Annotated in this window: 20 protein-coding genes; 13 read left to right on the forward strand and 7 right to left on the reverse strand. The window is 60.8% G+C overall.

All coding sequences use genetic code 11. From position 1 onward, the window contains the following. Positions 1-69: 69 nt before the first annotated feature. The 3 genes from BUB62_RS14600 to BUB62_RS14610 all read right to left on the reverse strand — a co-directional run bounded on the left by BUB62_RS14600 (position 70) and on the right by BUB62_RS14610 (position 4,279). Complete coding sequence (locus tag BUB62_RS14600) at positions 70-2,580, reverse strand: T9SS type A sorting domain-containing protein (protein ID WP_084539089.1); 2,511 nt, start codon at positions 2,578-2,580, stop codon at positions 70-72. A 59-nt stretch (positions 2,581-2,639) separates the two neighbouring features. Further along, a complete protein-coding gene (gene dprA / locus BUB62_RS14605) occupies positions 2,640-3,767 on the reverse strand; it encodes a DNA-processing protein DprA (protein WP_200799936.1) in 1,128 nt (375 codons plus the stop codon). A 152-nt stretch (positions 3,768-3,919) separates the two neighbouring features. After that, on the reverse strand, positions 3,920-4,279 hold the full coding sequence (locus BUB62_RS14610; protein ID WP_073111279.1) for a MerR family transcriptional regulator: 360 nt from the start codon (positions 4,277-4,279) through the stop codon (positions 3,920-3,922). 271 nt (positions 4,280-4,550) lie between these two features. On the opposite strand from BUB62_RS14610, the gene alaS reads away from it, so the two are divergent. The 6 genes from alaS (at position 4,551) to BUB62_RS14640 (ending at position 12,811) form a co-directional block, all read left to right on the forward strand. Then, positions 4,551-7,238 carry an alanine--tRNA ligase gene (alaS, locus tag BUB62_RS14615; protein ID WP_073111281.1) on the forward strand — a complete coding sequence of 896 codons (2,688 nt, stop codon included), beginning with the start codon at positions 4,551-4,553 and terminating at the stop codon, positions 7,236-7,238. Positions 7,239-7,373: 135 nt separating this feature from the next. Next, positions 7,374-8,135, forward strand: coding sequence for an energy transducer TonB (locus tag BUB62_RS14620; RefSeq protein WP_084539090.1), 762 nt, complete (start codon positions 7,374-7,376; stop codon positions 8,133-8,135). A 60-nt stretch (positions 8,136-8,195) separates the two neighbouring features. Then, a complete protein-coding gene (locus tag BUB62_RS14625; protein WP_073111285.1) occupies positions 8,196-8,963 on the forward strand; it encodes an energy transducer TonB in 768 nt (255 codons plus the stop codon). A gap of 199 nt (positions 8,964-9,162) precedes the next feature. Next, complete coding sequence (locus tag BUB62_RS14630) at positions 9,163-9,846, forward strand: energy transducer TonB (protein WP_073111287.1); 684 nt, start codon at positions 9,163-9,165, stop codon at positions 9,844-9,846. A gap of 128 nt (positions 9,847-9,974) precedes the next feature. Further along, a complete protein-coding gene (gene gatB / locus BUB62_RS14635) occupies positions 9,975-11,432 on the forward strand; it encodes an Asp-tRNA(Asn)/Glu-tRNA(Gln) amidotransferase subunit GatB (RefSeq protein ID WP_073111289.1) in 1,458 nt (485 codons plus the stop codon). A gap of 227 nt (positions 11,433-11,659) precedes the next feature. Next, positions 11,660-12,811 (forward strand): TlpA disulfide reductase family protein, encoded by a 1,152-nt coding sequence (locus tag BUB62_RS14640; RefSeq protein ID WP_073111290.1) that lies wholly within the window; start codon positions 11,660-11,662, stop codon positions 12,809-12,811. Positions 12,812-13,019: 208 nt separating this feature from the next. On the opposite strand, the gene BUB62_RS14645 is transcribed toward BUB62_RS14640, so the two are convergent. The 3 genes from BUB62_RS14645 to BUB62_RS14655 form a co-directional block, all read right to left on the reverse strand. Then, positions 13,020-13,826, reverse strand: coding sequence for a hypothetical protein (locus tag BUB62_RS14645; RefSeq protein WP_073111292.1), 807 nt, complete (start codon positions 13,824-13,826; stop codon positions 13,020-13,022). Positions 13,827-13,935: 109 nt separating this feature from the next. Continuing rightward, on the reverse strand, positions 13,936-14,454 hold the full coding sequence (locus tag BUB62_RS14650; RefSeq protein ID WP_394333430.1) for an acyl-CoA thioesterase: 519 nt from the start codon (positions 14,452-14,454) through the stop codon (positions 13,936-13,938). Positions 14,455-14,725: 271 nt separating this feature from the next. Further along, positions 14,726-15,382 carry a protein-L-isoaspartate(D-aspartate) O-methyltransferase gene (locus BUB62_RS14655; protein WP_073111295.1) on the reverse strand — a complete coding sequence of 219 codons (657 nt, stop codon included), beginning with the start codon at positions 15,380-15,382 and terminating at the stop codon, positions 14,726-14,728. 188 nt (positions 15,383-15,570) lie between these two features. Between BUB62_RS14655 and BUB62_RS14660 the strand changes: the two genes are divergently transcribed. The 7 genes from BUB62_RS14660 (at position 15,571) to BUB62_RS14690 (ending at position 22,754) form a co-directional block, all read left to right on the forward strand. Further along, positions 15,571-16,989 carry a sugar transferase gene (locus BUB62_RS14660; RefSeq protein WP_073111296.1) on the forward strand — a complete coding sequence of 473 codons (1,419 nt, stop codon included), beginning with the start codon at positions 15,571-15,573 and terminating at the stop codon, positions 16,987-16,989. Positions 16,990-17,087: 98 nt separating this feature from the next. Further along, the gene (locus tag BUB62_RS14665) at positions 17,088-17,678 is read left to right on the forward strand and encodes a riboflavin synthase (protein WP_073111297.1); all 591 of its coding nucleotides are present in this window, start codon (positions 17,088-17,090) and stop codon (positions 17,676-17,678) included. Between the two features lie 45 nt (positions 17,679-17,723). Then, entirely contained in the window at positions 17,724-18,464 is a 741-nt protein-coding gene (locus BUB62_RS14670; RefSeq protein WP_159437472.1) for a phosphodiester glycosidase family protein, read from the forward strand. A gap of 75 nt (positions 18,465-18,539) precedes the next feature. Further along, complete coding sequence (locus BUB62_RS14675) at positions 18,540-18,740, forward strand: hypothetical protein (protein ID WP_073111300.1); 201 nt, start codon at positions 18,540-18,542, stop codon at positions 18,738-18,740. A gap of 183 nt (positions 18,741-18,923) precedes the next feature. After that, positions 18,924-20,156 carry an isocitrate dehydrogenase (NADP(+)) gene (locus tag BUB62_RS14680; RefSeq protein WP_073111302.1) on the forward strand — a complete coding sequence of 411 codons (1,233 nt, stop codon included), beginning with the start codon at positions 18,924-18,926 and terminating at the stop codon, positions 20,154-20,156. A 179-nt stretch (positions 20,157-20,335) separates the two neighbouring features. Then, positions 20,336-21,610, forward strand: a complete 1,275-nt coding sequence (locus BUB62_RS14685; protein ID WP_073111303.1) for a hypothetical protein — start codon at positions 20,336-20,338, stop codon at positions 21,608-21,610. A 607-nt stretch (positions 21,611-22,217) separates the two neighbouring features. After that, on the forward strand, positions 22,218-22,754 hold the full coding sequence (locus BUB62_RS14690; RefSeq protein ID WP_073111305.1) for a hypothetical protein: 537 nt from the start codon (positions 22,218-22,220) through the stop codon (positions 22,752-22,754). Between the two features lie 77 nt (positions 22,755-22,831). On the opposite strand, the gene BUB62_RS14695 is transcribed toward BUB62_RS14690, so the two are convergent. Further along, the gene (locus tag BUB62_RS14695) at positions 22,832-23,326 is read right to left on the reverse strand and encodes a hypothetical protein (RefSeq protein WP_073111307.1); all 495 of its coding nucleotides are present in this window, start codon (positions 23,324-23,326) and stop codon (positions 22,832-22,834) included. Between the last annotated feature and the right edge of the window lie 301 nt (positions 23,327-23,627).

Raw genomic sequence — 23,627 nt, forward strand, 5'->3', positions numbered from 1 at the left:
CTTCTTTTTTGCACAAAAAAAGGGCAAGCCAGCCGGCTCACCCCTTTCGGTTGGGCTATGAAGGATAGACTATTGCACTTGAATGCGGCGTACGACGGTGCCTTCAGTATAGTTCACGCGCAGCAGATACGTGCCGGCGGCCAGCTTGTCGAGGGGCAGCGTGGTGGCGGCGGCGCCCGTCAGGGCCTGGTGCCGCACCGGGCGCCCCAGGGCATCCAGCAGCTCCAGGGACTGGGCGTGGGCGGTGGCATCCGGGGCTACGTGCAGCGTGCCGTGAGCGGGCACGGGCCAGGCGGCGGTGCGCTCAGCCACGGCCCGCGGGGCGGCTATGTGCAGTACATTGGGGGCCGTGATACGGGCCAGGGCACCAGTGGCCGTACCACTAATGGTGCCGAAAGAGCCGCCCACTACGATGGCCCCATCAGGCTGCACCAGCATGGAGCGCACTATATTGTTTGGCACTGCTGTGGCGGCGAAGGAAGCATCGGCAGCGCCGTTGGGTAGCACGCGGGCCAGGTTAGATGGCAGGCCAGCACCGGAAAATGAACCGCCTACCAGAATGCGGTTATTAGGCTGCACCGTCAGGCTGTATAGCGTACCGGTTACAGTTGGCGGCGTGAAACCGGTATCCAATGTGCCATCGGCGTTCAGGCGGGCCAGGTTGGCGCGGGGCGTGCCATTCACGGCTTCGAAGTAACCACCAGCCACCAGCTTGCCATCAGGTTGCAGCGTGAGAGCATTCAGGCGCAGATTAGGGTTTGTGGTGCTTGAAGCGGAGGTAAAGGCAGGGCTGGTGAACGTCGGCTCGATGCCGCCAGTGGGCGTGTACCGGAACACGCGCAATACATTGCTCGAGCCGGAGCTTGGCCGGAAATAACCACCCACCAACAGTTGGCCATTGGGTTGCAATACCATATCGTGGAAACTGGCCAGCGAGTTAAGGCCGAACGTGCTGGGGACAAAAGTGGGGTCATACGCCCCCAAGGACGTCAGACGCACGATGCCCGCTGCCGGCGTGCCGTTGTATGAGGAAAAGCTGCCGCCCAGCAATATTTTGCCATCGGTCTGCACCAGCACCCGCGTGAGCGTCCCCGTGAGTGGGCTGATTGAGAAGGTATTGTCGGGTGCGCCCGTAGGCAGAAAGCGCCGGGCTACGGAACCCGCAGCAGCCAACACGCTGCCGTTGGGCTGCAGCGCCAGAGTACCCACATTCAGATCCAGGGAGGTGCTGGCGTTAAAGGAGGCATCCAGCGTGCCATCGGCGTTCAAGCGAGCCAGCCGGCGGACAGGCTGCCCATTGATTTCCGAAAAGGAGCCACCAATCAGCAGCTTACCATCCGGCTGCCGGGCCATTGCCAAAATACTGCCGCTGGCCTGCGCCACGGGCTGAAAGCTGGGATCAACGGTGCCGTTTTGGTTAAGCTGGAGCAGCGTCCGGTCGAGGGCTCCGCTGAAATTGGTGAAGAAGCCGGCCACGGCCAACTTGCCGTTGTTAAGCAGGGTGATGGAATACGGAGCGTAGTTGGCATCTCCGATGGAGGCGAACGAAGGATCTAAGGAGCCATTAGGGTTCAGGCGTACTACGGAAGAGGCTCGGGTATTAAGCTTAACGTAGATTTTGCCATCAGCCTGCACTTCCATAACCTGACCGTAGTAGCTATACACCTCGTAGGGGTTTGCCAGGGGGGTGGGGGCCGTAAAGGAGTTATCCAGCGCCCCATCTGGCTGCACGCGGACCATACTCACACCCATTGGATAGGCAGCCGAAACGATGTTGCCGGCCAACAGGATTTTTCCATCGGGCTGCACTTTCAGGTTGATAATGTCTGAGGAGGGCAGCAGGCCGGCATTAAAGGAAGAATCAAAGGAGCCGTCGGCATTCAGGCGGGCGAGGCCATTGCAGGTAATGCCATTGTAGGTGGTGAAATAACCGCCAATCAGGAATTTGCCACCGGCTACCGGTACAACAGATTCTACTTCATCGTCGGCACCTGCGCCTTGGTTGAAGGAGGCATCTACGCTGCCGTTAGCATTGAGCCGCACAATACTGTGGGCAGGAGTACCGCTGAACTCATCAAACTTACCTACCACCAGCGTCTGACCATTCGGCAGAGGCAGTGCATCATCCAGGTAGCTGCCAGTCGTCGACGCGCCGCCGCTGCCGACATCGAAGCTGGTATCGCCCGTGCCGTCGGCATTCAAGCGGATCAGGCTTCCGGACCGTGTAATGCCACCAATTGATATAGCCCCAAAAGAGTAAGAGAGCAACAGATATTTTCCATCACTTTGCAAATAGGCCCTAGCCATAAGCGAACTGTTGCCTACATTTTGGCTGAAGGCGGCATCGAGAGTGCCGTTGGCGTTGAGACGAGCAACACGCGTTGCCATAGTGCCATTCAGGCGCAGGAAGGTGCCCAGCACTAGGCGTTTGCCATCCGGCTGCTCCGTCACGGAGGTGATGGCGGCAGGAGCGTACAGCGTAGGGCGCGTAAATGTCGGGTCGAGCGTTTGCGCGGCCACGGGCTGCCACAGCAGCGGCACCAGGCATAAGCCACTAATAAGGAGTTGAAGTTTTTTCATTGAAAAATTGATTGGGTAAAATGGAAAAGAAGAAAAATTAAAAGCTGCGCTTAACTCGGCTAAGGTAGCCGGAACTTCTTGCCCGGCAGCGCTTTCACCACCCCGCGAAACTCCAGCCCCAGCAGCAGCGAAGCCACCTGATGCACCGGCAGTTGGGTTTTCCAGCTCAGGTTGTCCAGCAGCTCCTCGCCGGCCGTGAGAACGGTCAGAATCTGGAACTCCTCGGCGGTGAAGTCGGCGGCATCGAGCGTAGGGGCGGAGCGGGGCTTGCCGGTGGGGTGCAAGGCCTCGTCCCAGTTCAACAGCTCCTCCAGGTCGCGGGGCTCGGAGTAAAGCGCAGCTTTGTTGTTGCGAATCAGCGCATTGCAGCCTTCGGAGGCGGGGCTGCCCAGGTTGCCGGGTATGGCCAGCACGTCGCGGTTGTAGCTCAGGGCAATTTCGGCCGTGATTAAGGCCCCGCCTTTTTTGGCCGCTTCTACCACCACCGTGCCATCGGAAAGACCGGCAATGATGCGGTTGCGGGCCGGGAAATTGTAGCGGTCGGGTGGGGTGCCGAAGGGGAATTCGGTGAGCAGGCCGCCCTGGGTGAGCATCTTTTCGGCGGTTTTGCGGTGGGCATGGGGATAAATCACGTCGAGGCCGGTGGCCATCACACCCACGGTTTCCAGGCCTTCGTGCAGGGCGGCGCGGTGGGCGACAATGTCAATGCCGTAGGCCAGGCCGCTGACCACCAGCGGCCGGTGCGGCAGCAGGCCCTGCACCAGCAATTCGGTTTGAGCGCGGCCGTAGTCGGTAGCCTGGCGCGTGCCCACGATGGCCAGAGTTTTGGATTGGTTCAAATCGGCGGTGCCCTGGTAGTAGAGCAGCGCCGGGGCATCGGGAATCTGCTTGAGGCGGCTGGGGTAGCGGCGGCTGGTATAGAACAGCAGCTCAATGCCTTCCGCGGCGGCTTTTTTCAGCGACGCTTCGGCCTGGTGCAGCGCGGCGGTGCGGGCCGCACCGGTCAGGGCCGCCACGGTGGCAGGGCCCACGCCCGGAATCTTGCGCAGCTTGCCCGGCGGGAGCATCAGCACGTTTTTGGCCGAGCCGCCGTAGCTCATCAATTGCCGCGTGAGCTGCGGCCCGACGCCGGGAAAGAGCGTGAGGGCGACTTCATGGAAGAGTAGTTCGTCGGTAGAAATGGACATTCTATTTTATAGTTGGAATAAGGCTAAAAATTGTCTGTCATCCTGAGCAGAGCGAAGGACCTTATGCCAGTTGAACGACACTAGTAACAGCGACTCTTCTTTTGCGTGATAAGGTCCTTCGCAGGCTCAGGATGACAGGCGTTGGAAATATGCTACCCCTGGCTTTTCCCAATCACCTCCAGCTCCTTTTTCATCGTCACCAAAAATCCGCGCACTTTTTCCAGGCTCTGAATCACGTCGATTTTTTCCTTGAGCTGGGGGCCTTTCTGCTTGAGCAGGTCGCGGGCCCCGGGGATAGTGAAGCCGCGCTCCTTGACGAGGTGGTAGATGGTGCGGAAAATATCGATGTCCTGGGGCGTGTAGAGGCGGTTGCCCTTCTTGCTTTTGCGCGGACGCAGCTCCTCAAACTCGGTTTCCCAAAACCGGATCAGCGACGGGGCCACGTTGAACTGGGCCGCCACCTCGCCGATGGTGAAGTACTGCTTCTCGATTTCGCGGTCTTTGTAGGGCATGGCTGGGGTAATGTCAAATCAAAAGAACGTCATGCTGAGCTTGTCGAAGCATCTCGCGTGCTGACGTTGGATTACCAATCAGACGTCAGCACGCGAGATGCTTCGACAAGCTCAGCATGACAGGCGAAAAGGAGCAGTCCAAAGCAACCGTTTCGCTTTCCCGCGTAGGTCGGCTACATTTGCCGGCGTCTTTGCAATTAATTCTAATTGCGAAAAGTAGCCAAAATCCCGGCCGCCGCCAACTTCTGCGCCCGTCGTCATCTATTCTGCCATGTCCCTTCCTACCGCCAGCCACGTCCGCCAGCAGTTTCTCGACTTCTTCGCCTCCAAGGGCCACCACATCGTGCCCTCGGCCCCGATTGTAGTGAAGGACGACCCGACGCTGCTGTTCATCAACTCGGGCATGGCCCCGTTCAAGGATTACTTCCTGGGCAACAAGCCCGCGCCCTACAAGCGCATTGCCGACACCCAGAAGTGCCTGCGCGTGAGTGGTAAGCACAACGATTTGGAGGAAGTCGGCTACGACACCTACCACCACACCATGTTCGAGATGCTCGGCAACTGGTCATTTGGTGATTACTTCAAAACCGACGCCATTGCCTGGGCCTGGGAGCTACTCACCGACGTGTTCAAGCTGGAAAAGGACCGCCTCTACGTCACCTACTTCGAGGGCGACCAGGCCGACGGCACCGCCGCCGACACCGAAACCCAGCGCCTGTGGCGGCAATACACCACCGACGACCGGATTTTGCCCGGCAACAAGAAGGACAACTTCTGGGAGATGGGCGACACCGGTCCCTGCGGCCCCTGCACCGAAATTCACATCGACCTGCGCTCCGAGGAGGAGCGGGCCCAGAAGCCCGGCCGCGAGCTGGTGAATGCCGACCACCCGCAGGTGGTCGAAATCTGGAACAACGTGTTTATGGAGTTCCAGCGCCTGGCCGACAAGTCGCTCGTCAAGCTGCCCGAGCAGAGCGTGGACACCGGCATGGGCTTCGAGCGCCTGATGATGGCCGTGTCGGGCGTGAAGTCGAACTACGACACCGACGTTTTCCAGCCCCTCATCCAGTTCATTGCCAACGAGGCCGGCATCCAGTACCACGGCACCGCCCCGGCCACCGTGAACGACCAGCCAGCCACCGAAAACGAGAAAACGGATATTGCCATCCGCGTCATTGCCGACCACATTCGTACGATTTCCTTCGCCATTTCCGACGGACAGTTACCCTCGAATGTGAAGGCCGGCTACGTAATCCGGCGGATTCTGCGCCGGGCCGTGCGCTATGCGTTTTCGTCGCTGGGCTTCAAGCAGCCGTTTCTGTACAAGCTCGTGCCGGTGCTGGCCGACCAGATGGCCGGCATTTTCCCCGAGCTGAAGCAGCAGACCCAGTTTGTGCAGCGCGTGGTGGAAGAGGAGGAAATTGCCTTTCTCAAAACCCTCGAAAATGGCTTGCGCCGCCTCGATGCGCTGGAAGACGCGGCCCGCCAGAACGGTAACCGCATCGACGGCAAAACCGCCTTTGAGCTGAGCGACACCTTCGGCTTCCCGCTCGACCTCACCGCCCTCATTGCCCGCGAAAAGGGCCTGACGGTGGACGAAGAAGGATTCAAAAAGGAGTTGGAGCAGCAGAAGAGTCGCTCGCGCAACGCCCAGGAAACCGAGCAGAGCGACTGGACCGTGGTGAGCCCCTCCGACGAGCAGCCCGCTTTCGTGGGCTACGACCTCGACGAGGCCCCGGCCAAAATTCTGCGCTACCGCAAAACCACCGCCAAGGGCAAAACCGAGTACCAGGTGGTGCTCGATCAGACCCCGTTCTACGCCGAGTCGGGCGGGCAGATCGGCGACACGGGCTACCTGACCAGCCCGCTGAGCAAAGTGCGCGTGCTGGATACGAAGAAGGAAAACGACCTAATCGTGCATACCGTGCTGGAGCTGCCTCAGGATCTGGACGCCGACTTCTCGGCCAAAATCGACCACGCCCGCCGTGAGCTGATCCGCAAAAACCATACGGCTACGCACCTGCTGCAGGCCACTTTGCGTGAGGTTATTGGCAGCCACGTACAGCAGAAAGGCTCTTTGGTCAACGATAAGCTGCTGCGCTTCGACTTCTCGCACTTCACCAAAGTAACCGAGGACCAACTGCGTCAGATTGAGCGTCTGGTGAACCAGCGCATCCGCCAGCAGATTCCGCTCGATGAGCGCCGCAACGTGCCCATTGCCGAGGCCAAAAACCTGGGCGCCATGGCCCTGTTTGGCGAGAAATACGGCGAGTTCGTGCGCGTCATCACCTTCGATAAGGAGTACTCCGTGGAGCTCTGCGGCGGCACCCACGTACGCGGCACCGGCGAAATCGGCTTCTTCAAAATCACCTCCGAAAGCGCCGTGGGAGCCGGCGTGCGCCGCATTGAGGCCGTGACGGGCGAAACCGCCGAAGCCTACGTGGATCAGCAGCTCGACCTGCTCAACCAAGTGCGCGAGGCCTTGGGCAACCCCCAGCATTTGCTGCCCGGCATCCAGAAGCAGACCGAGGAAATTGCCGCCTTGCGCAAGCAATTGGAGCAGTTTGAGTTGCAAAGCCTGAGCCAGCAGAAAGACCAGCTGGCCGCTCAGGTCAAGCCGCTGAATGGCGTGAACTTCCTGGCTGCCCAGGTGCAGGTGAGCAGCGCCGACGGCTTGAAAACCCTGGCTTACCAGCTGCGCCAGACGGTAGAAAACCTCGTCCTCGTGCTCGGAGCCGACATTGAGGGCAAGCCCCAGCTGGCCGTGATGCTCGCCGACGAAATTGCCCAGGCCGGCAAGCTCAACGCCACCACGCTGGTGCGGGAGCTGGCCAAGGAAATTCAGGGCGGTGGCGGCGGACAGCCGTTTTTCGCCACGGCGGGAGGGAAGAACGTGGCGGGGCTGGGGGCGGCTATTGGGAAGGCCGAAGCGCTGGTAGAAAAGTCGATTTCGGCTTAACGCACGCCATTTGCCCGGCGCAACTGATTTGCCATCAATAGCTTAAATTTACGGGCATTGGGAGGTGCTGGCTTTGAGCCGGTCGCCTTTTGATGCCCGTCTTGTTATCCTTTTTATGTTCTCAGTTTGCCGATTATGAGAGGCTTGCCTATTGTTCCAGTTTTGTTGCTGCTAGGGGGCGGTGCCGGGGCGCAGAATGTACCCGCTACCACTTCCACTATCTTTCAGAACTTCTGGACAGAAGCCGTGGCACCGGCGGAGGCTTCGTTTCGCGTGCAGCGTCTGGAAGTGCCGGGCCGGAGCCGCCTGGACAGCGTGTTTTCTATGCCGTCGCGGCGATTGCTGCGCGTAGAAAACACAACCTGGCAGCCGACCGGCGACACGCTTACGACCACAACCCGCTGGCGGGCCAATGGGCAATTATTTACAGTTTTGACCACTATCGGCCGCAAGCAGCATGGCCCGCAGCTATACTATGATACCAGCGGCAAGCTGAAAAGGAAAGTAGTAGCGGAACGGGGCAACGAGGTGAAGGCTGAATGCTTCTCGGAAACAGGTGCCGCCATAGCCTGCGCCGGGGCGGTATACGTCGAGAAAATGCCGGTCTTTCCCGGGCGCGGTAAGGATGCCATGCTGGACTACATTGGCCGTTCGGTCCGGTATCCGAAAGCCGCGTTGAAACAACGGCTGCAAGGCCTTGTGCTGATGCGGTTCGTGGTGTCGGAAACCGGCGAAATGCGCGATGTTCAGGTGCAAAAGGGCTTGTCGCCCGAACTGGATGCCGAGGCAACCCGCGTTATCAGTAGCATGAGCACGACGCGCTGGATGCCGGGTATGCAGGATGGCGAGCCGATGCCGGTCATGTACACGGTGCCCATTTCGTTTGCCATCAATTAAAAATTAAATCAACTGGCCACGCTTAGGCATGATACGGCTGGTATTCAACAAAATATATTTGTGAAAGACTTTACAATCAGCAGGATACTCGTTGCAGCCGCCACCCTGCTGGCTGTAGTCGCTCCGGCGCTGGCCCAAACCGCGCCCCAGACCCTGAACGCCTACTTTAAAGCGCAGGTCAAAAACGATGACCTTGGTTTCGGCCCCGGCATCCTTTTTCGGACCGACACGGTGCGCACCACCGGCGCGGCGGGTGGCACGGTGACAAAATATTTCCCTTCGGGCAAAACGTACGAGGAAATCCCGTTTGCCAACCTACGCAAAAGCGAAGTGCAGGGTCGGCAGACGCGCTGGTTTGAGAGCGGGCAGGTGCAGGCCACCGAAGAATATGCCGCCGGCAAGCGCGAGGGCAACCTCCTGACGTTTTATCCGGACGGCCGCGCCCGCCGCCGCGAAGAATATCGGAACGGCAGCAGCACCAAAAGCGCGTGTTTTGCTGCCGATGGTCAGCCCATGCCTTGCGCTGATTACGTGGTATTTCCGGAGTATCCGGGCGGAATTATGGCCCTCCTGACGCAGGTGCAGAGCCGCACCCGGTATCCGAAACCGCTGATCCGGCAGGGTGTACAGGGCAAGGTGCTGGTCGATTTCATTATTGATAAAACCGGTGCCGTGACCAATGCCCGCGTTAAGCAGAGCGGGGCGGCCCCGCTGGACGCGGAAGCCCTGCGCGTGGTGAACAGCCTGACCGGCTGGACGCCCGGCCAGCTGGATGGTGAAGCTGTAGACGTGCTGTTTACGCTGCCCGTCACCTTTGCCATTCGGTAGCTGTACTTTAGACCGCAAGCGCTGTTTTCCCAGCGTCTTAGCCCACTAGATAGAATATATGCGCTTGATCCTATCAACTATTGCTGTGGCTCTCCTGAGCCACGCTCATCCCGCAACGGCTCAGACTGCTGATACTGCCGCCACCGCTCCACTAATGGCTGTTCCTGCCAAAACGATAATCCATTACACTGCGGCCGGCATGAGGCTGCCTTCGGCCAAAAACGCTGATTACCGCGTGGAAACTATTTTTCGCGACAGCACGGCGGGAATGCGGCGCAGCTACTACGCCTCCGGCAAGCTCAAGGGAGTGTACCCTTATGCCCACATTCGCCGCGGCATTCTGCATGGCCCCAAAACTACCTGGTACGAAAACGGACAGCAGCATACCAAGCAGGATTATCTGGCCGGTGCCCGCCACGGCGACCTGCTGGTTTACTACCCCGATGGCCAGGTACGGCGCCATGACGTGTATGTGCGAGGGAAACGCACCCAGGGCGCTTGTTTTGGCCCCGATGGCCGGCCCGTGCCCTATGTCGAATACCTGCAGCCGCCCATTTATTCCCAGGGTGGGGGCGAGGTAAAGGCGTTGGTGCAGGACCTCACGCGCAATGCCCGATACCCTCACCGGGTGGCGCAGCTAGAAATGGATGCCCGGATTGTTGTGACTTTCATTGTGGATCGGCAGGGCAAAGTGCAGCAGGTGCGGGCGCTGGATGCCAAGCCGGGCACCACGGCGGCCCCCATCGTGGATGAGGCATTTCGGCTGTTGCAGCGCGAGGCAGAGTGGACGGTGCAGCACCTCAAGGCCTTTACTCCCGCCAAGGAAGACGGCGAGCCGGTGGAGTATGGCTATTCGGTGGTAGTGAATTTCAAGACCAGGTAGAATGTGAATGCACTACGGCCCACGGGCCCGTGCGGCCCGGCTTTTTTGTCCGGCCGGGGCGGCGGATAGTTTTTATCTTGCGGGCGCTTTGCGGCTCAATCTGCCCCACAAGCTCACTTTAGATTGATATGGACGACGCAATAAAAGCCAAATACCAGCCCGTTATCGGCCTCGAAGTACACGCACAGCTGCTCACCCAGAGCAAGATGTACTCCGCCGACGAAAACGAATACGGCGCCCTGCCCAACAACAACCTGAGCGTGATTACGCTGGGCCACCCCGGCACGCTGCCCCGCGTGAACCGCACGGCCGTGGAGTTTGCCATGAAAATGGGCCTGGCCACCAACTGCCACATCACCCGCGACAACTTGTTTGCGCGCAAAAACTACTTCTACCCCGACCTGCCCAAGGGCTACCAGATTACCCAGGACAAAACCCCGATCTGCACCCAGGGCCACGTCCCGATTCGCTTAGCCGACGGCTCGGTGAAGGAAATCGGCATCACGCGCATCCACATGGAGGAGGATGCGGGCAAAAGCATGCACCTGGCCGGCGAAACCGAGACGCTGGTGGATCTGAACCGCGCCGGCGTGCCGCTCATCGAAATCGTAAGTGAGCCGGATATTCGCAATGCGGACGAAGCCTACGCTTACCTCTCCGAAATCAAGAAGCTGGTGGTGTACCTGGGCATCTGCGACGGCAACATGGAGGAAGGCTCTTTGCGCTGCGATGCCAACGTATCGGTGATGCTGCACGGGGCCGCCCAGTTCGGCGTGAAGGTGGAGGTGAAGAACATGAACTCCTTCCGCAACGTGCAGCGGGCCATTGAGTACGAGATTGAGCGCCAGATTGAAATTCTGGAAGCCGGCGGCGTGGTGGACAGCGAAACCCGCGGCTTCGACGCGGCCACCGGCACCACCAACGCCCAGCGCAGCAAGGAAACCCTGAACGACTACCGCTACTTCCCCGAGCCCGACCTGCCGCCGCTCATCATCAGCGACGAGTGGCTGCACGAGGTGCAGGCTTCGCTGCCGGCGTTGCCGCAGCAGCTCTACGCCCGCTTCACCGGCGAGCTGGGCCTGTCCGACTACGATGCTTCGGTGCTGACCGATCAGAAGGAAATTGCGCTGTTTTTCGACGAGATTTCGCGCCGCACGCCCAACGCCAAAGCGGCGGCCAACTGGGTGCAGGGCCCGGTGAAATCGTTCCTGAACGAGCGCGCCTTCACCCTGAGCGACTTCCCGCTCACCCCGCAGCACCTGGCCGACATCATCCAGCTCATCGACGACAACAAGGTGAGCCACTCAGTAGCGGCCAAGCAGCTGTTCCCATATCTGCTCGAAAACCCGGCCCAAACCGCCGCCGCCGCCGCCGAGGCCCAGGGGCTGCTGCAGCAGTCGGATGCCGGGGCGCTGGAGGCCATGGTGCAGCAGGTGCTGGCTGCCAATCCGGCTAAGGTGGAGGAATACCGCGCCGGCAAAAAGAGCCTCACGGGCATGTTTATGGGCGAGCTGATGAAGCTCACCGGCGGCAAAGCTGACCCTAAGTTGGCCAATCAGCTCCTGCGCCAGCAGCTCGACGCTTGATGCTTGGTGCAATGGAGAATGAGAAACGAAGCTGGGCAGCAAATCGAAAGAACGGGTCATGCTGAGCTTGCCGAAGCATCTCTACTGCTTCGTTGGATTACTAATCAAACAAAGCAGTGGAGATACTTCGGCTTCGCTCAGCATAACGTGCTAATAGCTCCAAATCGACTTCCTGCCAAGCTTCATTCTTCCTTGCTCATTAATTTCCTTCCCTTCCTCATCTGATTATGAAACCACGAAATATGAAGAGTCTGCTGCTGATAGGGAGTGTACTGGCGATGGCGAATTCCTGCAATAAGGGCGCTACACCTACTACCGGCACCGCCGCGGCTGCCGCGGGCTACCAGGTGAGCGGGCAGCTGACCAATGCGCCGGCCGGCACCAAGGTGTATCTGGCTGAGTTGGGCGACACGCAATTTGAGCCCCGCGACACGGCCACGCTGGATGCCCAGGGCAAATATGTGCTGCAAGGCACCACCACCGCGCCGGGCATGTATCAGCTGAAAGTGACCGATGCCAGCCAGGTGCTGCTGGTGCTAGATAACCAGAGCCGGGTGCAGCTCACCGGCGACGCCACCAAGCTCGGCGAAGGCTACACCGTGAAGGGCTCGAAGGACTCAGAATTGTGGCAGCGCCTAAATAGCAGCCTGCAGCAGTCCAAGCTGCGCATGGCGGCCGTGGAGCAGCGCTACGGCCAGAATGCCCAGGCCGGCCGCACCGACTCGCTGCAGCTGCTGAAGGACAAGTACCTGGCCGTGCAGGCCGGCACCACCGCCGCCATCAAGCGCGTGGTGCGCGAAAACCCGAAATCGGTGCTGTCGGCCTTCGTGGTGGGCAATCTGCTGAACCCGGATGAGCAGTTCGGCTTCGCCGATTCCATGGCCACGCAGTTCAAGCAGACCATGCCCGACTCGCGCTACACCAAGGCGCTGGTGGCGCGCCTCGAGCCGCTACGCTCTACGGCCCGCGGCGAAATGGCCCCCGAAATCAGCCTGCCCGCCCCGGACGGCAAAACGGTGGCCCTGAGCAGCCTGCGCGGCAAATACGTGCTCATCGACTTCTGGGCCTCGTGGTGCGGCCCCTGCCGCCAGGAAAACCCGAACGTGGTGAAAGCCTATAAGCGCTTCAAAAGCAAGGGCTTCGAAATCTACAGCGTCTCGTTTGATCAGGACCGGGGCAAGTGGCTCAAAGCCATCCAGGCCGACGGCCTGACCTGGACCCACGTTTCGGACCTGAAAGGCTGGGAAAGCGTCGCCGGCCAGACCTACGGCGTGAAATCCATTCCGCTGTCCATCCTGCTCGACCCCCAGGGCCGCATCATCGACAAAAACCTGCGCGGCGAAGCCCTGGAAGCCAAGCTGGCCTCGGTGTTGAAGTAGGAAGGTGGTTGGTTAGTCGCCTGTCATCCTGAGCTTGCGAAGGACCTTCCTCTTTTTACATTGCAAAACGCTTTTCAACGCACAAAGCCCTTTACCACGCAAATGGTAGAGGGCTTTGTGCATTGAAAGAAGCTTCCTGCTTAACCGAGGAAGGTCCTTCGCAAGCTCAGGATGACAGATGAGTAACCAAGCTCCCAAGCCCCCAACTCTACGCCAGAAACATCCGCTGCATGGCTTGCCAGAGCAGCTTTTTGCGGCTGTTGTCTTCTTCCAGCAGCTCAATTTCGGCGGCGGGCAGGTAGGCTACATCATTCACCAGCAGCACTGGCTCGTAGAGCTGGGTTTTGTACACGGCCACGTCGAGCAGGTTTTTGCCGAAGCCGATAACCTGCTTGGCGGCCAGCTTCCGGCGCAGCGTGCTCAGCGCCACCGGCAGGTGCGACTCCACGTTTATCAGCACCACATCCTCCATAATCAGCCGGATGGCCATGAGTAGCTTGTTGAGAAACACGTTTTTGGGCAGCCGCTGAAACCGGACCGCATCCATCCGTACCAAGATTACTAAGCCGTTGGGGTTGCTGCCGAGCGTGGAATAAGGCGTTTCGGTGAGGGGCGGGGCCGTGCGCTGGGGCGGCGCGGCAGCTGGCACCGGAGCCACGGGCGGCGCGGGTACCACCGGCGCGGCGGCGGGCGGTGTCATGGGCGGCGGCGCGGGAGCCGCTTTCAGCGGCAGGCTGGCCAGTGAAGGCAGCTTGCCCGGAATGGGAATAGGAGCGGCGGGCGGCGTAGCCGGTCGGGCCGGAGCCGGTGGCGGGCCGGCCGGAACGGCTACGGCTGCTGCCGGGGGAGCCAACGGCGGCAGGGGCGGGGCGGCAACCGGAGCCGCGGCCTCTGGCACCGCAACTGCCACCGGAACCGGCTGCGCATCCGGCAGCACCGCCCCAGGCTCCGCCACCACGTACAGCGACACGTTGGTGTAGAAGTTCTGAAAGAAAGCCAGCGACGCCTGTTCCATATGGGTGAATTATGAATTATGAATTGACAATTAAAATGAAAGCGGGCAAACGGCCAGGAGCAAAGCTGCCGTGGATTTCAACTCATAATTCAACATTCAGAATTCATAATTAACTCATCGCAAACAGCGACTTCAGCTCCGTGGCTTCCTGGGGCTGCATGCGGCCGCCCAGCACGAGGCGCAGCTGCCGACGGCGCAACGCCCCATCATACAGCCGGATTTCCTCTTCCGTTTCGGCTATGGCTTCGGGCACGTCTATCGGGCGGCCCGACTGATCGACGGCCACGAAGGTGAAAAAGGCTTCGTTCGATTTGATCTTGGTGCCGCTGGGAATGTCCTCGGCCCATACGTCGATGTGCACTTCCATGCTGGAGGCGAAGGCGCGGGTCACCTGGGCCTGCAGCGTGACGACGCTGCCCAGCCGGATGCCCTCGCGGAACGACACGTTATCGACGGAGGCCGTCACGACGATGCGGTTGGAGTGCTTCTGGGCCGAAATGGCGGCGGCAATGTCCATCAGGTGCATCATGCGGCCGCCCATCAGGTTGTTGAGCGTGTTGGTATCGTTGGGCAGCACCAGCTCGGTCATAATCACGAACGAGTCTTTCACGGGCTTTTGTTTACGCATCATGCGGCGGGGGGCTTCGGGTAAGTAAGCAGCCGCAAAGATAGGGCGGCATTGGGGCTTTTAAGAGTTAAAGCTAAGGTTAGAGTTAAGCTCCCCTCCTTTTTTCAAGGAGGGGGTTGGGGGTGGTTGGCTAGGGCTAGAAGTCGCCTGACGAGTTTCTAGCTCTAACCTTAGCTCTAGCAATCGTTCAATGATTGAACCACCCCCAACCCCTCCTTGAAAAAAGGAGGGGAGCTAGCTTTAGCCTTAACTCCTAGCTCCCAGCTCCTGCTTACAGCTTCGGCCAGCCGGCCTGGCCCAGCAGCGGGACGAAGCGGAAATCCTCGAACTCCTCGCGCACAAATTCCGCCTCACTCTCACGCGTCACGCGCATCATGCGCTGGGTGTGCTCATTGCCGACCGGAATCACTAGGGAGCCGCCGATGCGCAGCTGCTGGAGCAGCACCCGCGGGATGGTGGGCGAGCCGGCCGTGACCAGAATCCGGTCGAAGGGGGCGTGGGGGGGCAGGCCCACCGAGCCGTCGCCGCAGAACAGGTGCGCGGCCTGGTGCAGGCCGGCCAGACGGCGGCGGGTGCGCTCAAACAGCACCGGATTGAACTCGATGCTGAAGATGTGGGGCGTGAGCTGCAGCAGCACCGCGCACTGGTAGCCCGAGCCCGTCCCAATTTCCAGCACCCGGTCCTGGGGGCGCGGATTGAGCAATGCCGTCTGGTAGGCCACGGTGTAGGGCTGCGAAATCGTCTGGCCCTCGCCGATGGGAAAGGCCTTGTCCTGGTAGGCATGTTCCTGAAAGGCAGGCTCGAAGAACAGGTGGCGCGGCACGGTGGCCAGCGCCAGCAGCACCCGCTCGTCGCGGATGCCCTTGCGGCGCAGCTCCTCCACGAGGGCGCGGCGCAGGCCACGGTGCCTGTAACTATCAGCTTGCATAAGGAAACGGAATGAGAGCGGGCCGGATGCGGGCGGCGGGGGCGGCGTTTCGGCTTTAATGCCCTACCTTTGCGCGGCTCCAAAAAGGCACCAGCGGCCCCTTTGAAGCATTATATGTTGCCAAATTACGCCTTCAATCGCACATAACCATCTAGTATTGTCGTCCGTTGGGGCGGCCCCAAACCCACTTGATTCGCACCGCACAAAAACTCAAGCTGATAGCCGCCGACTTCCTGGCCGCCCTGCTGGCCTGGATCTGCTTTTTCCTGCTGCGCAAATACCTGCTCAGCGAAATGACGCCGGGCTACCGCTTCAGCGAGGGCGCGCTGTTCACCCTCACCGGCGGGGCCGTCATGATTGCCGCCTTCTGGATGGTGCTCTACGCCCTGATCGGCGAATACCGCGACATTTTCCGCAAGTCGCGCCTGTCTGAAATCATCCGGCTGGCCCGCGTGTCCATTCTGGGGGCGCTCATTATCTTCTTTGCCTTTCTGCTCGATGATCAGGGGGTGAGCAACTACCGGCTTTATTATAAGACGATTACGGCCTACTTCCTGCTGCACTTCTTCATCACCGCCATTCTGCGCACCTGGGCCGTGACGAGCGTGCAGCGGCTGGTGCACAACGGTACGATTTCCTTCAACACGCTGCTGGTGGGCTCCAATGCCCTGGCCCACGAAACCTACCACGAGCTGGCCCGCACCAGCCGCCACCTGGGCCTGAAGCTGGTGGGCTTCGCGCCGGTGGGCGACACCATCGATGAGGCCCTGGCCGCCGAGCTGCCCGCCCGCGGCTCCTACAAGCGCCTGCCGGCCCTGATTCGGGCCCTCAAAATTGAGCAGGTGGTCATTGCCATCGAGCCCTCGGAGCACCGCATGATTCAGGATATTCTGACGCTGCTGGAAGGCACACCGGCCCGCGTGAGCATCCTGCCCGACCTGTACCAGATGCTGCTGGGCTCGGTAAAGGTGAACCACCTGTTTGGCACGCCGCTCATCGAAATAAAGCACGATCTGCTGCCGCTGTGGCAGGAAGTGACCAAGCGCGGCCTCGATATTGGCGGCTCGCTGCTGTTTTTGCTGCTGGCCTGGCCGGTGTATGCCTTCACGGCCATCATGGTGCGCTCGTCGTCGCCGGGACCGGTGTTCTACTCGCAGGAGCGCGTGGGGCGGCTTGGGCAGCCGTTCCGCATCTACAAGTTTCGCTCGATGTATATCGATGCCGAGAAGCAGGGCCCATCCCTGTCGTCGGACCACGACCCGCGCATTACGTCCTGGGGGCGCTTCATGCGCAAGGTGCGCCTTGATGAGCTGCCCCAATTCTGGAACGTGGTGAAGGGCGACATGAGCCTGGTGGGCCCGCGCCCCGAGCGGCAGTTCTACATCGACCAGATTGTGAAAGTAGCCCCGCACTACCGCCACCTGCACCGCGTGCGGCCGGGCATCACCAGCCTGGGCCAGGTGAAGTACGGCTACGCCGAAACCGTGGCCCAGATGGTCGAGCGCCTCAAGTTCGACATCCTCTACATCGAAAACATGAGCCTGGCCATGGACTTCCGCGTGATGCTCTACACGCTCAAAATCATCGTGGAAGGACGAGGGAAATAATGTGCTGATGTGAGAATGTGGGTAATATGCTAATGCCCGTTTCTTGCACTCTTCACATCAGCACATTACCCACATTCTCACATCAGCACATTAAAAAGATGTTTACCGGAATTGTAGAAGCCCTCGGCACCATCACCGCCGTGCAGACGGAAGGCACCAACCGTCATTTCACCGTGGCCACGCCCTTCGCGGCGGAGCTGCAGATTGACCAGAGCGTGGCCCACGACGGCGTGTGCCTGACGGTGGTGGCCGTGGATGCCGCCGCCGGCACCCACGTCGTGACGGCCATTGACGAGACGCTGCAGAAGACCAACCTGGGCCAGTGGCAGCCCGGCCGGCAGGTAAACCTGGAGCGCTGCCTGGCCGCCAACGGCCGCTTCGACGGCCACATCGTGCAGGGCCATGTTGACTTGGCTGCCGTGTGCGAATCGGTGACGGACCAGAACGGCTCCTGGGTGTTCCGCTTCCGCCACGAGCCCGGCGCGGGCCGCGTGACGGTCGAGAAAGGCTCTATCTGCATCAACGGCACCAGCCTTACTTGCTTCGACAGCACCGATACGGGCTTCTCCGTGGCCATCATTCCTTACACCTACGAGCACACCACGTTCCGGCACCTGCGCGCCGGCGACCCGGTCAATCTGGAGTTTGACATTGTGGGCAAGTACGTGGCCCGGCTGCTGGGGAAGTAGCCGAATCGGGAGCCGTTAGCACTGTTTGTTGCCTGAAATATGCGTTTGCGCCAGCTACTGGTACTGATCGGGGTTGCGGTGCTGCTCGTTGGCGCGGGGCGGCTGCTTTTGACTCCGGCCCCAGTTCCGCCGGCCGCGCCGGTGGCCTACGTGCGCTACGAGGCCGACCCCCGGCGGCAGGCGCTGCGCCTGTATTGGCACGATGACCAGCATCAGCCGCTACGCAGTCTGGGCCGCCTGCGCCGGTGGCTGGCCGGGCGCGGGCAGCGCCTCGTGTTTGCCATGAATGCCGGCATGTTTACGCCCACCCACGCGCCGGTAGGGCTGTATATCGAAGACTTTCAAACCCGGGTGCCGCTCAATACGGGCACCGGGCGCGGCAACTTCTACCTGAAGCCCAACGGCGTATTCTACCTGCTGGCCGACGGCCGGGCCGGGGTGTGCGAAACCAGCCGCTTCCGGCCCCGGCCCACCGTGCGCTACGCCACGCAGTCGGGGCCGCTGCTGGTGCTGGATGGGCAGATTCATCCGGCCTTCACGCCGGGCTCCCGCAACCTGAATATCCGCAACGGCGTGGGTGTGCTGCCCAACGGCCACGTGCTGCTGGCCATGTCAAAGACCCCGGTGAGCCTCTACGACTTCGCCGCCTGGTTCCGGCGGCAGGGGTGCCGTCAGGCGCTTTACCTCGACGGGGCCATTTCGCGCGCCTACCTGCCGGCCCAGGGCTGGGTGCAAACCGATGGCGACCTGGGTGTGCTGATTGGCGTAGCGGAGCCGGCCCGCTGAGGAAAAATTCTGGGGGAAGCCGTACCCGCCCCGGCCGCCTGCGTAGAAGCCCGCAACCACCTTTCCCTTACTACTATGGCCAAGCGAGAATTGATTGAGCCCAACGAAGGCGACAAGCGCTACGTGCGCCGCAACGATGACGGCACGTTTAAAGAATCGGATGATTTGAACCGCTCCCTGTCGCAAGACGACCGGGAAAATGCCAAAACCACCGCCAAGCCCGGCCACGGCGACGAAGGCGACGGCCACACCGGCAAACGCAAGCCCGCCAAATAAGCTGATAACTTTCCCGAAGCCCCGCTGTGCTGCCACAGCGGGGCTTCGGCATTTCTGGCCGGCGGCTTCGGGTAGTTTTGAGCCGGGTTAGGGCCGAAAACCCGAATGTGTTACTTTCGCCTCTTCGCGCCCGCCGCAACGGCACGGCTGACGGACCCGCACATCCATCCCACCTTCCTTCTAATGAACAAAATCAAAGTAGCAAACCCGGTCGTTGAGCTTGATGGCGACGAGATGACCCGCATCATCTGGAAGTTCATCAAGGACAAGCTGATAACGCCCTACCTGGAGCTGGACATCAAATACTATGACCTGGGCATCGAGTACCGCGACCAGACCAACGACCAGGTGACCGTGGACGCGGCCAACGCCATCCGCCAGTACGGCGTGGGCATCAAGTGCGCCACCATCACCCCGGACGAGGAGCGGGTGCAGGAGTTCGGGCTCAAGCAGATGTGGAAGTCGCCGAACGGCACCATCCGCAACATCCTGGACGGCACCGTGTTCCGCGAGCCGATTGTGATGAGCAACGTGCCCCGGCTGGTGCCCAACTGGACCGCACCCATCTGCATCGGCCGCCACGCCTTCGGCGACCAGTACCGCGCCACCGATTTCGTAACCAAAGGCAAGGGCAAGCTCACCATCAGCTTCCAGCCCGAGGATGGCGGCGCGGCCCAGTCGTTTGAGGTCTACAACTTCCAGGGCGACGGCGTGGCCCTGGCCATGTACAACACCGACGAAAGCATCCGCGGCTTCGCCCACGCCTGCTTCAACCAGGCCCTGATGAAGGGCTGGCCGCTGTATCTGAGCACCAAAAACACCATCCTGAAGAAGTACGACGGCCGCTTCAAGGACATCTTCCAGGAAATCTACGAGCAGGACTACCTGGCCAAGTTCCAGGAGGCCGGCATCACCTACGAGCACCGCCTGATCGACGACATGGTGGCCTCGGCGCTGAAGTGGAACGGCAACTTCGTGTGGGCCTGCAAAAACTACGACGGCGACGTGCAGAGCGACACCGTGGCCCAAGGCTTCGGCTCGCTGGGCCTGATGACCTCCACGCTCGTCACGCCCGACGGCCAGACGATGGAGGCCGAAGCCGCCCACGGCACCGTGACGCGCCACTTCCGCGAGCATCAGAAAGGCAAGCCGACCAGCACCAACCCCATTGCCAGCATCTTCGCCTGGACCCGCGGCCTGGAGTTCCGCGGCAAGCTCGATGGCAACCAGGAGCTGATCGACTTCTGCCACGCCCTCGAAGCAGTATGCATCGAAACCGTGGAAAGCGGCAAGATGACCAAGGACCTGGCCGTCTGCATTCACGGCAACAAAGTGGAGCACGGCCGCGACTACCTCTACACCGAGGAGTTCCTGGCCGCGCTGGACGAAAACCTGAAAGCCAAGCTGGGCCGGTAAGCCGGTGCCGATTGGTTCGACCACAAAAAAGCCTTCCCGACAATCGGGAAGGTTTTTTTGTGGTCGAACCAATCGGCCCGGCGGGCAGCTGCCGCGGGCCCCGGCTCCTGCCCGCCCTTTCACTTTGCCGGCAACCTGCTACTTTGAGCGCCGGTTAGCTGCTAAACGCCCCCTTGACTATGGAAGAACTGAACTCCCCGACGGCTGAGCCCGCGCTGCCCACCACGCCCGAGGCCCGGGCCGCCTACATCAAGGCGGCCCAGACCAAGCCCGACCTGGATGCCCTCCGCCGCCTGTTTGCGGCCGAGCTGAAGGCCCATCCCGCCCTGCCGGAAGCCCTGGCTCCCTACCACGCCCAGAGCACGTCGTCGGTGGTGAGTATGTATGCCAGCGCCAAAGCTGCCGCTTTCATCAAAGGGCCGTATCTGGCGCAGCAGGCCGGGGCGCACTTCATCGAGGTGCGCGAGGCGGCGGCTCACGACCTGTGGGAGATTCAGCAGAAAAAGCTGTTCGACCTGCAGTGCCGCTGGCGGGCCGAGGAGATTACCCTTCCCGGCCTGCGCCACAGCGAGGAATTCCGGCAGTGGGAAAAGTATGTTGACCATTGCCCGTGGCTGCCGCCCGTCACGGCCGACGAGGTGGCCCTGTACGAGGCGTATCTGCGCTCCGACCACTACGAACCCAACCAGAACTGGGCCTGGCAGGACTACAGCCGGTTCCGGCGTACGGCCGAAGTAGGCGACCATGACCCCGACGACGACGACGAGGCGGAGGCCGCCGCCGATGACGACGGCTACGAGGCCGCCACCAACCGGGCCTACCGCCGCCTGCCGGCCTGGTATCAGTACCACAACGAGGCCACCGGCCAAAACCTGCTGCTGACCCTGCCCGACGTGCGCGGCGAAAAAGAGGCCTACTACATCGGGCTGACCGAAGCCGACAAGGAGGAGAAGCTGGCCGCCCAGCGCGCCCGCGGCGACATGGCTGCCTCGCTGCCCTGGCACCCCCTGATTGTGCACCGCGACGACCTGACCCCCTATTTCCGGCAGTTTGAGGAGGCCGCCGACCTGCCCCGCCTGCTGCGCTGGTACGCGGCCAGCCGCCAGGATGAGCGCCGCCGCCACGGCTATCTGTTTGAGGCCCGCCATTGGATGGAAAAGGCGCTGGAAGACCAGGCCGCCCCCTGGCCCATTGCCGCCCACGCCGACTGGCGGCAGGCGCTGATGGCGGCCGGCATGCGGGCCTGGGGCCACCAGCTGGCCGGCGTGCTGACCGACGTGTGGCAGGAGCAGGAGCAAAACCGCGCCCTGGGCCTGCCCGTCACGGGGCCGAAAACTTACGGCACCCGGCCCCCCTTTGCCGAAGTGAACTGGGCCGAGGAAGAAACCTACCACCCCAAGTTCATCCTGCGCGGCCGGGAGCTGGCCGGGGAGCCCCGCGACTTCAGCTTCTGAAGGGGCCGGCTTCACCCAACTTTTCTAAGCAGCTGTTTGCGTTAGTGCAAGCGGTGTCAAAACGGTGTAGAGACGCATACTTGCGTCTCGTCGTTGAACGACAGTCGTTGTGCCGGCGCGGCCGACGAGACGCAAGTATGCGTCTCTACACGGTTCAACGGCCTGAAAAAGCAACGCAAACAACTTCTAAAGCGTCCCGGCGATAGGCTTATGACCTACGCAAAAGGTCGGTTTTCAAGCCCCAGCGGGGCGACATATCGGTAGCAACGGCTTGCTTACAAGAACAAAAGCCCCAGCGGGGCGACACCAATCGTTGAGCGACGGTGTCGCCCCGCTGGGGCTTAAAATTCGCCTATCAGGTAATTACTACCGATATGCCACCCCGCTGGGGCTGCCTTTTGCCGCGTTTGCGTAAGTCCTAAAGCCGGAACGCTTTCTTTGTAGTGGTGCTGGTGTCTCCGAAAACAGAAGCTATGGCCCGGTTAGTGGCCACCGCTACTCTTGTAATGAAAACCACTGTTTTCTTGAACAGATTTCAACTGGCCTGGCCCCTACATTACATCCAATTGGCCCTCTTTACCCGGGTGCCTTTTCTTGCTGTGACGCTATGCTGAGAATCAAAGAGTTTTTTGCGCTCGACGACTTAATAACCGCTCGCTGGGGGCACCAAGCGTTCCGCTACGTGGACTATTGTGGTCTGCTACCCGTCAGACCCTTGGAAAACGGGGGCTATGAGTGTACGCCGACCAACACGCTCAGCTTCGCGCGCACGGGCGGCGACGGCGTGCACTTTAGCCTGCTGGACGCCCGCGACGAGACGGCTGACGGCCCCGTGGTCATGACCGTGCCCATGGCGGAGGCGAACCTGGTCGTAGCCGAAACCTTGTCCGAGTTCTTGGGCATTGGGTGCCAGACAGGCTGGTTTGAACTCGAACAACTGGCCTACGATGCCCCCGCAACCCTGGCGTATTACGCGGCAGCGCCCGCACCGGTATCAGCCCAGGGGCAGGCCTTTCTCGACGTGGTCCGCACCGAGTTGCGCGTGGCCCCCGTTGCCCTGACGGCCGAACGCTTGGCGGACTTGGAACAACGCTTCGGGCCGCAGTTGCAGGTCCCGCCCTTTGAGGGTGCTGAAAGCATTTAAAAACGCTCGTTTTGATTTCCGATCGTTTGGCTGAACATGTGATTTTCTGAGCCTTCGCCCCGCGTGGTGGCTGCTTCTTAGCGGGAGAAATAAAAGCGCCAGACCCGGGTTAAGGAGCCATCGGGGTCGGTGGTGCTGTCGCACAGGACGAGTCGATGGCGGGTGAGAATGGTAATCAATTTGGTGTTAGGAACCCCATCGGCATTGCCGAGGTCTTCCGGACGCGCGTGGCCCCCGCGAACCAGGGCAGTGTCAACCACGCGGCGAACCCACAATGTATTTCCACTTCGGGAGTACGTGTGCTCTTCCCGCACGCTTCCGGAGTAGGTCCAGCGCTGCGACCCGATGGTGAGCCATGCGCCCGGTGGGAGCGGGTTCATAAACCGGCTCAGATAGCGACCTTGGCTGTCGTAGAATGCGGCTCCGGCGGAATCGTAGTGCCAGCGTCCCACGAGGTCCGTACTCACGGAAGCAGGGCTATTAGCGGTGGGTTCGTGCGGCTCACAACCTACCAGCAGCCATAGCAGGCCCGCCTTGGTTACGGTAGTGAAGCAGGAGATAATCTTTTCCATAGGGAAAGGTAAGATAGCTGAGGCACTACTTAAACACCACTAGGTAGCCGTATCTAAAGAACGCTCCTTTTCCTAAACCACTACTCATGCACCTTCATTCACGTGGCAAAGTGGTCCTACGGCTCAGATTGAGTTCAGGAAACTGGTTCACCTTGCAAAGTTCAGTTAACTCAGATTGGCGATGAGTTTCGTGAGCTGCTAGCTCTGCGGAAGATTTAGGTAAGGACCAGCCCAAGTGCCCTTGCCGGCAGGGTATAAACAAATAAAAATAAATTTCTTCACACCCCACCACGCCCCTGAA

The organism is Hymenobacter daecheongensis DSM 21074 (genome assembly GCF_900141805.1).
Classification (GTDB): domain Bacteria; phylum Bacteroidota; class Bacteroidia; order Cytophagales; family Hymenobacteraceae; genus Hymenobacter; species Hymenobacter daecheongensis.

Bases quoted from the DNA above. Each gene is read 5' to 3' on its own strand.
- BUB62_RS14645 (WP_073111292.1), bottom strand. From the start codon at position 13,826: ATGGAACAGGCGTCGCTGGCTTTCTTTCAGAACTTCTACACCAACGTG.
- BUB62_RS14690 (WP_073111305.1), top strand. From the start codon at position 22,218: ATGCTGAGAATCAAAGAGTTTTTTGCGCTCGACGACTTAATAACCGCT.
- dprA (WP_200799936.1), bottom strand. From the start codon at position 3,767: ATGTCCATTTCTACCGACGAACTACTCTTCCATGAAGTCGCCCTCACG.
- BUB62_RS14640 (WP_073111290.1), top strand. From the start codon at position 11,660: ATGAAACCACGAAATATGAAGAGTCTGCTGCTGATAGGGAGTGTACTG.
- BUB62_RS14630 (WP_073111287.1), top strand. From the start codon at position 9,163: ATGAGGCTGCCTTCGGCCAAAAACGCTGATTACCGCGTGGAAACTATT.
- BUB62_RS14675 (WP_073111300.1), top strand. From the start codon at position 18,540: ATGGCCAAGCGAGAATTGATTGAGCCCAACGAAGGCGACAAGCGCTAC.
- gatB (WP_073111289.1), top strand. From the start codon at position 9,975: ATGGACGACGCAATAAAAGCCAAATACCAGCCCGTTATCGGCCTCGAA.
- BUB62_RS14620 (WP_084539090.1), top strand. From the start codon at position 7,374: ATGAGAGGCTTGCCTATTGTTCCAGTTTTGTTGCTGCTAGGGGGCGGT.
- BUB62_RS14695 (WP_073111307.1), bottom strand. From the start codon at position 23,326: ATGGAAAAGATTATCTCCTGCTTCACTACCGTAACCAAGGCGGGCCTG.
- BUB62_RS14685 (WP_073111303.1), top strand. From the start codon at position 20,336: ATGGAAGAACTGAACTCCCCGACGGCTGAGCCCGCGCTGCCCACCACG.
- BUB62_RS14665 (WP_073111297.1), top strand. From the start codon at position 17,088: ATGTTTACCGGAATTGTAGAAGCCCTCGGCACCATCACCGCCGTGCAG.
- alaS (WP_073111281.1), top strand. From the start codon at position 4,551: ATGTCCCTTCCTACCGCCAGCCACGTCCGCCAGCAGTTTCTCGACTTC.
- BUB62_RS14680 (WP_073111302.1), top strand. From the start codon at position 18,924: ATGAACAAAATCAAAGTAGCAAACCCGGTCGTTGAGCTTGATGGCGAC.
- BUB62_RS14655 (WP_073111295.1), bottom strand. From the start codon at position 15,382: ATGCAAGCTGATAGTTACAGGCACCGTGGCCTGCGCCGCGCCCTCGTG.
- BUB62_RS14650 (WP_394333430.1), bottom strand. From the start codon at position 14,454: ATGCGTAAACAAAAGCCCGTGAAAGACTCGTTCGTGATTATGACCGAG.
- BUB62_RS14610 (WP_073111279.1), bottom strand. From the start codon at position 4,279: ATGCCCTACAAAGACCGCGAAATCGAGAAGCAGTACTTCACCATCGGC.
- BUB62_RS14600 (WP_084539089.1), bottom strand. From the start codon at position 2,580: ATGAAAAAACTTCAACTCCTTATTAGTGGCTTATGCCTGGTGCCGCTG.